Here is a 7,595-nt window from a genome sequence, read left to right as displayed (position 1 = left end):
CCGCCAGATCAGCCCCATGCCAAGCCCACAGCCCAAATCCCCATAGCAACAAACGGCCCACCAAGACCAACCCCGCGATTTCCCGCCTGAGCGCTTCTCCGACGCCAGGCAACGCCACGCGCTACCCAAACGTCGCTCATGGCGTCCGAGAAACCTGCATCTGAGCCGCCATGCGGTGCTGCGGCATGACTGTAAGCCTCGGATGCCAACCCGGCGACGCGCCCGGCCCTAAGCTGTCCTGTATGGCGAGTGTAGCGAACGACCGCTTGACCGCTCTACTTGCCGCTTTCTTCCTTTCTGAACAGTCTTTCAGTCTCCCTGACCTCTTCGAAGACCAGTTCGGGCACAACGACTTCCCAATTGGCGCGTTTCAGCAAGTGATGAAAACGCTCATCGGCATCCTCTTTACGCCATTGTATGAAGGCTGCGATCTCGCCGGAGACAAATTTCGTTCCAATCGGTGGCGCGAATGCGTGTGACATCCTCCCGAGGGCCCGCCCTCGAACATCCTCGATTTGCCAGAGATCCCTGACCCTAGAGAGCCTGACTGGCGCGCCGACCTTTGCTTCGGCGATCGCGTTATGAACAGCGTGCCGATCACCTTGGCGTCCAGCGAATGACAGATCGACCATCTTCATCTCGGGCGATTGAAAGAACCGGCGTGGGCCGGGGACTGTCGCCAAGTCGGGCACCACGTGCCGCGTGACCACGGAAGGCGACAGGTTGGGAAGGTATTCGTGATTGTCGTTGCTCATGACGATCAAGTTGCGCCGCGCACGTGTCATGGCGACATAGAACAATCGCCTCGGCGCGTCCTGATCTTCCTTGCGTGAGGGCCGTTCCCAGCCGCCATCCATGATCACGACATCGTCAAATTCGAGGCCCTTGGCCCGATGCGCTGTCAACAATTTGAGTCCGCGCTGCTCTCCCCAAGAATCCTTAGACCATTCGGCAAACCATTCGATCACGTCAGGGATCGGAAGCGCTTTGCGGTCAGTGTCACGCGCAAGTTGCCCAAGTCCTTCGCCAATTCGGTCGGTCCAACGGCTTGAAGGTATCGCGTTAAGGGTTTCGATCATCTCGCCTAAGCCGACCATGGTCCCGTCTTTCTCGCGCAGGCCACCGATGAACCTTTGCATTTCGCGGGTGCGCCAGACACTCGGCAGGTTCTCGTTCGCCATTTCGACGGGAATTCCCTGCGCCTCGGCAAAGTCGCGGACCGGCAAAAGCTTGCGCCAATCCCGAGAAATGATGGCAGCCCCTTTCCAACTCCAGTCAGGGACCAGCTTTGACAGGCGGATCATCTCGTTGACCGCCGCAAGGGCCTGCGCGTCATTTCCAGCGGGACAGCCAAGGATTTGGACCCGTCCCCGCGCTACCGGGTCAAGTTCTTCCATGACACCCCCGGCCGGGTCTCTTTGCCGCGATTGGTCGACGTTGATCCCATGCCCCGTTTTCATGCGTTCACGGGAGCCTTCGATTACGGCGTTCGCGGCGCTGACAATGTGCTTCGACGAGCGATAATTGTCGGTTAGAAAGACCGGCTTGGCTGAATAATCCTCTTCGAATTGCCGAATGTGACGCACCGATGCGCCCGCAAACGCATAGATATTTTGGTCGTCATCGCCGACAGCGAACAGGCTGATTCGTTGATCGGGATCGTCAATGCTGCGACCGGCCACCGCAGCGATCAGGGCGTATTCCTCTGGCCCTACGTCCTGATATTCGTCCACGAGTATCCAGCGAAACCCCTGGATCAATGTCTCTCGCAAGGCTTCGGCCTCGACTTTGTCCAGCCCGTCGCCGCGCAAGAGACGTGCCGCATCCGTCAGAAGCGTCTTGAAGTCGGGCTCATCGGCCTTTGACCATCCTACGAAACTCGCGCCAACCAACCGCATGGCCAAGGCATGGATTGTCAAAACTGTCACGAAGCGCGCATCTTCGCCGATCAGACGACGCAAGCGTTCCCTGATCTCGGCGGCGGCGTGACGATTGTAGGCGAGCACAAGAATACCGTTTGGATCTTCGCGCTTGATCCGAACCAGATAGGCCACACGATGGACCAAAACGCGTGTCTTGCCCGAGCCCGGCCCCGCAAGAACAAGCACATTGGTTCGTTCGCGATCATCACGCACAATCTGCGCCTGTATCGCATTGCCCAGATTGTCGACGATTTCGGCATAGGATTGCGGCGTCGCCTGCCGTCTGAACTCCGACATACGCCCGGGCATCCAAGCTTTCATAAAGTCGGATTGCTCCATCTTGAAATAGTCATAGGAAAGCCGCTGGGACTGGCCGATATCGTCAATGCCCTTGGTCGCATAGGCCGCCATCACATGGGTCTGGACGGTCTGTTCGCTGTAATGATCTTCGAGCGGGGCGAAATGCTGGGTGGTGAAGCCGCCACCCTTGGGATTGATGTGCAGCGTCATGGCCGAGCGGAACACCGACAATCCCTTGCCCAAAGTCACCACCTGCTGTTCGTGCAACCACAAAAGCGCCCGGTCCATCAGTTTTGAAGGATCATTGACTGACGCCTTAAGCAGCGCGTCGCTGTTGATCGCACCAAGAAGGTCGCCAAGCGTGGTCTCGACGGGGATATCTTTCCCCTTTAAGCCCGCCTGAACCTTGTCGACCAGATGCGACATCAACTGCTCTGCGGCCTGCCTGCGAAGCTGAGCGGTCTGCTCGATGACCGTCCACGATCGCTGCATCCGGACCACAAGACTGCCTTTGGACACTTTGCGCAGGCCGATATTGCCTTTGCCTCCGTCCATGTCGCGGCCATCTTGTGCAATCCCGCGGAGCAACCCCTCGACAATATCCGGCCGCACCGAGGCGTGCCCCAGTTCTCGCAGGGCCTGCGCCACCGAGGCCAGATGGCAGGGCCAAGCCTCGCCAATCCCCACATCGGGTGCCCATTCTCGCAGGGTCGAAATCAAGTCTGCTTCCAACCGGGACGCTGCTTCAAACCGTTTCGGCGAGGCATTCTCAATGCGCACATGCACGAAGATGGTGATGTTTGTATCATCCCTAGCAATCCCTAAGGCTTCGAGATCTGCCAAGGCCTTGCGCAGCACCGACACCGTCAGGCCACTGACCCCGCAAAGCTCGTCGGTCGTAATTCCCTCTTCTTGCGGCGCGTTGATAATATGCTGCACGATGGCGGCCAGGTCCTTGCGCCGGCGTTCGGTAATGTCAGCGGATGCAAGGGTCTCGCGGACCTCCCTCATGCTCTTTATCCGCAAGGACGCTGGAAAAACCTGCACCCGGTTTTCCTCGCGGTTCAGAAGGTGCGACTCCTCCAGCCAGGCAACGGCCGTCTTGACTCGCGTGTCGTCGGTATTGCTGTCGCGCTGGAAATCGCGGTCTTTCTCCTCATGCACGATCTCACCGGAGGTGACGACGATTTCGCCGTCCTTTCCGGTCCGGTCGTTGAGCCGCCGAAGCGCCTTTAAGATCGCGCAGATTTCATGCTGCGCAAGCCGAGACCGCGCGCTGAGGTTGAACTGGCGATCGACGTCTTCTGTATTGAACAGAAGAACGCAGTTTGCAGGGTCGCGATCCCGTCCGGCGCGCCCCGCCTCTTGCAGGTAGTTTTCCAGCGATCCCGGCACATCCCCGTGGATCACCAGACGGACGTCTGGCTTGTCGACACCCATTCCAAAGGCATTGGTCGCCGCGATGACGCGCAGATTTCCCACGCGAAAATCCTCCTGGATCTCACGTTTGTCATCGGCGCTAAGGCCAGCGTGATACCGCTCTGCGGCGATGCCCTGTTGTTTCAGGAACTCCGCCACACGTTCGGTTGCGCTTCGGGTCGCACAATAGACGACCGCCCCGGACACGCCCTCGCGTGGGAGGTGGGACTCGATCGTGTCAAGGATATCCGCCATCTTGGTTGCCCGCTGCGTTGGCAACACCTGAAAGCTCAGGTTCGACCGCGATGCACCGCCGTCTATCAGCGTTAGCTCAGCGCCCAACCGGTCTTTAAAATGACTGCGGATGTCCTGCACAACATCCGGCTTTGCCGTTGCGGTCAAGCAAAGTACCGGAGCCGGTTCGTCCCCCGAGCTTTCCTTGATAAACCGCGATACGTAGCGATAGTCTGGCCGAAAATCGTGGCCCCATTTGGACACGCAGTGCGCCTCGTCCAGAACCCATAACCCCACCTCGCGCTGCGCCAGAACGGACCGGACCGTCGTGCTGCGCAATTGTTCCGGTGAAATTAGCAGGATCGCTGCATCCCCAAGCCGCACCTTATCAAGCGCGTCCTGACGTTCGGGTAATGATAACAGTCCGTTGACTGTGACAGCCGACGAAATTCCGGACCGCACCAAGCCCTGAACCTGATCCGCCATCAGCGCGACAAGCGGCGAAATAACGACCGTCAAAGCCCCGGTCTTGTCATACCGCGACAGGGCGGGGATCTGGTAGCAGATGGACTTGCCGGTGCCCGTCGGCAGGATGCCCAGCAGGTGGTCGCCGTCCATAGCCGTCGCCACGATTTTCTCTTGCAGGGGACGACCGTCTTTGTCGACCGGTTCCGGGCGGAAACTTGGGAAGCCGAACCAACGTTCCAGCGCACGGGCAGGATTGTTGTGCTCTGCGCAATAGGCACACTGCGGATCCCGACAGTTCGTATCCCTCAGGTCTTTTACGAGCCGTGCTGCGTCACGAAACTGCAAGCGCACCCAGGGCGGCATGACAGAATCCCCACCAGCGACCGAAATCCAGGCAAGGGCGTATGCCATCGGCCAGCCCAGCCCAGCGTCCGGGAGCCGTTCGAGTACAGCGTCCACCTGCGCGCCGCAGGCCGCCTCCTTAAGCAGCGCCCGAATAGCTCCATGCGCTTCCGTTTCAGTCGGGATGGACGCCCCGCGCACATCGCTGAACAGCCGATCAAACCCGTCACTACCCGGTCCTCGGCAGCACAGCCAGTGATAGGCCATCATCGTCTCCGGAGACGACGTATTCAGCGATACGAAGGCGTCGATCTGGTTGCGAAGGACCTCAAACACAAGACGCGCGTCGAGCTCAGGATCGTTGACGTGACCACTTTGAAGCCGCCCATCGTGGTAGTGTTTTACCAGATGGTGATACGGATTTCGCGGAAAAGCCAAAGGGTTGAGCCACAGTGTGTCGATCGGTCCGTCCGCAAGCTTTGCAAAGCGCGGCGACACCGCCTTCAGATGTGGCAAGTCGTGGCGCAAGATATTGTGCCCAATGACATGTGCGAAGCCAGCGCAGAACAGGTCCAGTTTTTCAAGCGCGGCCCTCGTGTCACCTTTCCGATGAGTAATCCCTTCTCCCCCACCTTCCGGCACGGCTGCAAAGGCGAATATCCGGGCTTCCTTGGGATCGACCTCCAGATCAATCGACAGGCAGCGCGACAGGATTTTGGATTGGTCCCGCGGCATTTGAATACCGCTTTTTTCCGGCGGATCAGCCTTTGGCTTTTCAGGCTGCTGTGGTCGTCTACGGCCAAAGGCTTTCGATATGCCGCGGGAAATTATGTTTTTCATACTGGCATTTTAGTCCTTATTCCCAAGGAGCGGGACCTTCGGCAACCAATTGACCAAAAATGTTCTCCCGATGCCATGCCAGATTTGCAGGGTGCGGCCAGTTTCTCTTGTCTTCGGGCATCCAAATCTTCCCATCCGGACGTAACAGCCGATCGGTTACATCTGCCGGAACCTTGTTGCGCGACACGAGGATCGTCTTATTGTCATCCGCGACCGAGATTAGCCCACGATCGAACATCCAATGCAGTGTTCCTGACAGCGCCAGCCCGTTCCTCACGGAGTCGCTGCCGTTATGTTCGACAGGGCGGATATGGGCAGCTTGCACCTCTGGGCGCCCGCCGCCATTTCTGAGCTTCAGCCCGGACATGGCGCAGCGGTAGTCGTAAGCCTCACGCACCTTCCGGCGGAACGCAACATCTCGGTATGGCCGCCGCGTAAGGCGTTCCAGAACCGGACGTTCGAAGATCGTCGCCTCCTCGGCAATCTCCGAACCCTTCGGATCATATCGAGTGGCCTCTTGCCTCTCGAGGTCTTCAGGAAGCCCCAGCCGGACGATCCGAACGAAATCCTCATCTGGGAGACGCCGTACCGCGAGCTGCACGGCCCCACCCTTCTTCGGGGTTCCATCTGGCTCTGTGAGCGCCTTTTCCAATGGGCTGCCGTTGATTAACCGCGGAACCTCAGTATCGAGCGGCAGGAAGCTGCCCGGTTCGATCATGGCGAGATAGCGCCCCTCGACTCCGGGCTTTGGAATCACCCTCTCGATCTTCGCAACCGCGAAATACCCACGCGGGCCAGCCTTCACCGGCTCATAGTAAACAACCCAGTCCCCAACGGCCTCTTTGACAGCCTTGAGGTAGGCACGCGGAAAGTCATAAACGACGTCAGGTTCGTCGTCGTAAATAGAGTCCGCCTTGTGGAGCAGCACCAGCTTTGTCATGCTCTCAGAGAATACGGCCCTGAGCAGAACGCAAGCGATCAATCGAAGTAAACCCCACAAACCGATCTACAGAGCATCCGCTAAACCATTGAAATAGCGTGACGTAGAATGCAATGGGCATGCAAAAAATCCAATGAAATCAGGAGCCGAATGCGGATTGGATACCCGTCCACGCATTTTTTGGCATCAGCCGCGAAAATGGGAAACTGTTGGCGAAATTTGCTAACTGCCGCACGCTACCGGTCTCCCGCTCGCACGGGCCGCAGGCCCACCGCATGCAACCATGCCGTTGGCGCTGTGACGGCGTCGCTAAATGACCCAGAGCGGCCGTTTAGCTGATGCGCAGCGATCGGCAGCATTCCGCCGTTCGTGTCGAATACTGCATCGCAGAAAGTCTGTTGGACCAAGCTCCTTTGGACGCCTGATCTAGTTCGATCCCAGGTCCATCTGACCGGACGAGACTGGCATCGAAGTGAATTCTCAACTTCGTAAAAATATATTAAATATCAATCTGTTACAATCTAATCACCAAATCGTTGCAGTCAACAGGTCCAGAGAATATCGGCCCGAGAGAACGTTTTTGGGCCTCTTGGTAAATAGGCCAGTGTTCAGCCCACCTCGCATAACCCTCTAAAACAACGAGAAAATCTGGCTCGGTCAGGATATGGAGAACAGTTGCGTAGGGGCAAGTGGCGGAGAGACAGGGATTCGAACCCTGGAGACGGTCTCCCGCCTACACACTTTCCAGGCGTGCGCCTTCGACCACTCGGCCACCTCTCCGTGGGGGCGATATGTGCCGGATCGCGCGATGCAATGCAAGCTGGAAAACACCAGTTGAACCAACCCGGAAAATCCGGAAGCACTTTCCTACAATTCCGGGATATTGGCCTGGTGTCGCCGCCCCGTTCGGGCGGGACTCGTCAAGTGGGTTGCACGATTGTTCCCATGAAGACGGCGCGGCTCTGTCAGCCGACGTTCAGTTTTTATTGCGCCGTGCAGAACAGAGGTGCTCCGGTCAATGTTTCGCCAGGATTGCCGTGCACCGGGGATCGCGAAGGGTTGTCGGGAGACTCCTCGTTTGACAGATCGATTTCACCAGCGCCTCCTGTCCAGTGCCGATGCGGGCGTTA

At 58.2% G+C, this 7,595-nt stretch carries 2 protein-coding genes and 1 tRNA gene; all 3 read right to left on the bottom strand.

The window, feature by feature from the left end; all coding sequences use genetic code 11:
- Positions 1 to 275: 275 nt before the first annotated feature.
- Complete coding sequence (locus QO231_RS12225) at positions 276 to 5,420, bottom strand: RecQ family ATP-dependent DNA helicase (RefSeq protein ID WP_316776513.1); 5,145 nt, start codon at positions 5,418 to 5,420, stop codon at positions 276 to 278.
- A gap of 121 nt (positions 5,421 to 5,541) precedes the next feature.
- Complete coding sequence (locus QO231_RS12220) at positions 5,542 to 6,465, bottom strand: HNH endonuclease (RefSeq protein WP_316776510.1); 924 nt, start codon at positions 6,463 to 6,465, stop codon at positions 5,542 to 5,544.
- Between the two features lie 690 nt (positions 6,466 to 7,155).
- A tRNA-Ser gene (locus QO231_RS12215) sits at positions 7,156 to 7,245 on the bottom strand.
- Between the last annotated feature and the right edge of the window lie 350 nt (positions 7,246 to 7,595).

It is taken from the genome of Sedimentitalea todarodis, from assembly GCF_032595355.1.
In the GTDB taxonomy this organism is placed as follows: Bacteria; Pseudomonadota; Alphaproteobacteria; order Rhodobacterales; family Rhodobacteraceae; genus Sedimentitalea; species Sedimentitalea todarodis.
The sequence above is the reverse complement of the archived record's forward strand: the minus strand, read 5'-3'. Positions and strand labels throughout refer to the sequence as shown.

What these genes read in the sequence shown, in the direction of transcription:
- QO231_RS12225 (WP_316776513.1), bottom strand. Translation starts at nt 5,420, where the DNA reads ATGCCGCGGGACCAATCCAAAATCCTGTCGCGCTGCCTGTCGATTGAT.
- QO231_RS12220 (WP_316776510.1), bottom strand. Translation starts at nt 6,465, where the DNA reads ATGACAAAGCTGGTGCTGCTCCACAAGGCGGACTCTATTTACGACGAC.